The following is a 2,034-nucleotide window of genomic DNA, read 5'->3' as shown; positions in this document are numbered from 1 at the left end:
CGTCACGCCGTTGGGCAACTGCGCCGATAGGCACGCCTGCACGGCCGGGCTTACCGATGGGCTCCTCTTCGGCGATTGCGGCACGGGTGCGCGCTGCGCCACTGGCATCACGTCGTTGACGGTCACGACCGGTACGAATGCCGATGGCGCCGGCTTACCAGCTGTCGTCAGCGCAGTCCCGCTCGTACGCTCGCGCAAGTGAATCCATTTATGCAGTTGGTTCGCATTGACGCCGGCCTTCAGCGCAAGTCCGGCAATCGACGCACCTGGCTGCATACAGGCCTCGACCAGCTTGCGCTTACCCTCTGGATCAAAGCGTCGCTTGCCGGTGGCGGTCACGCCCGTCACGCGCAGCGGAAAGAAATCAACTTCGTTCTCTGTCATCGGTTGCGTCCGCAAGTTGTAGTTGCGGACGCAAGCCTGCGCGCATTCAGCCTGGAATTCTAGGTGTGCTTAAATTCGCGCTTACGTCTCGGGGTGGGTCAGATTTAGATGAAAACGGTGGGTCAAGATTCGGTGGAAATCAACAGAGTCGCTGCTTCGCTAACGATGCGATCGACTTGCGCGGTGTCGGCGCTTCATCTTGAAGTCTTGAAGATTCTGGCTTTCGCATTCCGACAGCGTTTAACGGCTTTGCCGGGCGGCGTGTGCAAGAAGCGTGTGCAAGAGAAAAATCTTTCTGATCTGGTGCTCACCGACTACAACATTCACACTCGAGGCCTTATACGGCGCTCGGTACGATAATTGGATCCTGCAGGCTGCCGATCGGGTCCTTCGTTACTTCGCCCCGGGGCACGACCGGAATGTTCCGGCAACCGCATCGTTCTGGTTCAGCGAACGAACGGCGGTAGGCATATCGCGGCTTCGATGTCACGCTGTCCGTCGGGTTCTTACCCTGCATCCCGTCCGCTTTCGTCATTGAGCCGCGCGAATCATGTGTCTGCCAGTGTTCAATATCTCCAGGCCTGATTGCTTCGCAGGTCTCGTCCTTCCTCGATATCGAGACTTGTTCCGTAGCTTTTTTACGGTGAACCTCAAGAAGATATGCCAATTGGCTATTCGTCAAATTTTCCATATTTCGAGATGCCCAGTTAGGTAGACTCAAATGGTGTCACCGCAAAAAGCGCGGGCCGCATGGGCTGCCACCCATACGACCCGCTGACCACAACCAACTCACCCAAGGAGTCGGAAATGGCTAATGCCAATCATAAGTCACGCCCCGTCGTAACGGAACGCTTCGTCACGGTTCAAGAGTCAGCACGCCATCATTCCTTGTCTAGGGTCCTCCGCGCCATCAGAGCGCACCGGAAGCTGAACACGACGTATTTCCCGTGGATCAAAATAGCGGGAGTATGGCTTGAAGACGCGGGATTCGAGGCTGGGGAACGTGTCCGGATTACGTCGAAGACAAGCGACTCATCATCACGCCGATGTGAACGGCGCATTGCCCATGGGGGGCGTCACAAGTCACCATCCGCTAGTTGGCTCGGTGCCCGATACTCCGAACCGTTAGTAACTGTGACAAGCGACGATTGTTCTGCAATTGCAGCGGGCCGGTAACCCAGGCCTGCTGCCGTACAACCCTCAAGATGACGCAACCGCAGCAACCGCCACCGGATCGTCAAACGTAACAGTTATCGACAATGTTTCGAAAGCGTGACCATCGCAAACGTAAGATGTTGACACTATGACATCAAGCAGTTAAAGCCATTTCTAACGGATTGTAGTCAATCCACACGCCACAACGCACAATGAATCGCGGGAACGCGTTCGTCCATCACATAAATCTCAGTACCGAATCAGAATTAGAACGCTGACCCCGCAATACTTCCCCCGATCTGAAACATTGCGGTACGATCTACGCAAACGTTTAACCAGATTCCAGGGCCGCTGATGTCTTCGTTCTCCCTTTCCGAGATCGCGAAGCAGTTTTTCGCGCTTCAAACCAATCGACTATTCACGATTGCGACACCGCTTTCCGGCCGTTCCGAACTCGTACTGACCGAGTTCGACTGCGACGAAGCGCTCGGTCAG

Annotated in this window: 2 protein-coding genes; one reads left to right on the top strand and one right to left on the bottom strand. The window is 55.5% G+C overall.

All coding sequences use genetic code 11. The features are described 5' to 3' along the window. Positions 1-384: IS66-like element accessory protein TnpA (gene tnpA, locus AC3IFE_RS10720; protein WP_489190499.1), on the bottom strand; the 384-nt coding region annotated here is incomplete at its 3' end. A 750-nt stretch (positions 385-1,134) separates the two neighbouring features. Here tnpA and AC3IFE_RS10715 point away from each other — a divergent pair. Further along, the gene (locus AC3IFE_RS10715; protein WP_489190498.1) at positions 1,135-1,560 is read left to right on the top strand and encodes a SymE family type I addiction module toxin; all 426 of its coding nucleotides are present in this window, start codon (positions 1,135-1,137) and stop codon (positions 1,558-1,560) included. Positions 1,561-2,034 lie beyond the last annotated feature (474 nt).

The organism is Burkholderia sp. APQ4-4ca (genome assembly GCF_057837105.1).
This window is presented reverse-complemented; position numbering and strand designations above follow the sequence as displayed.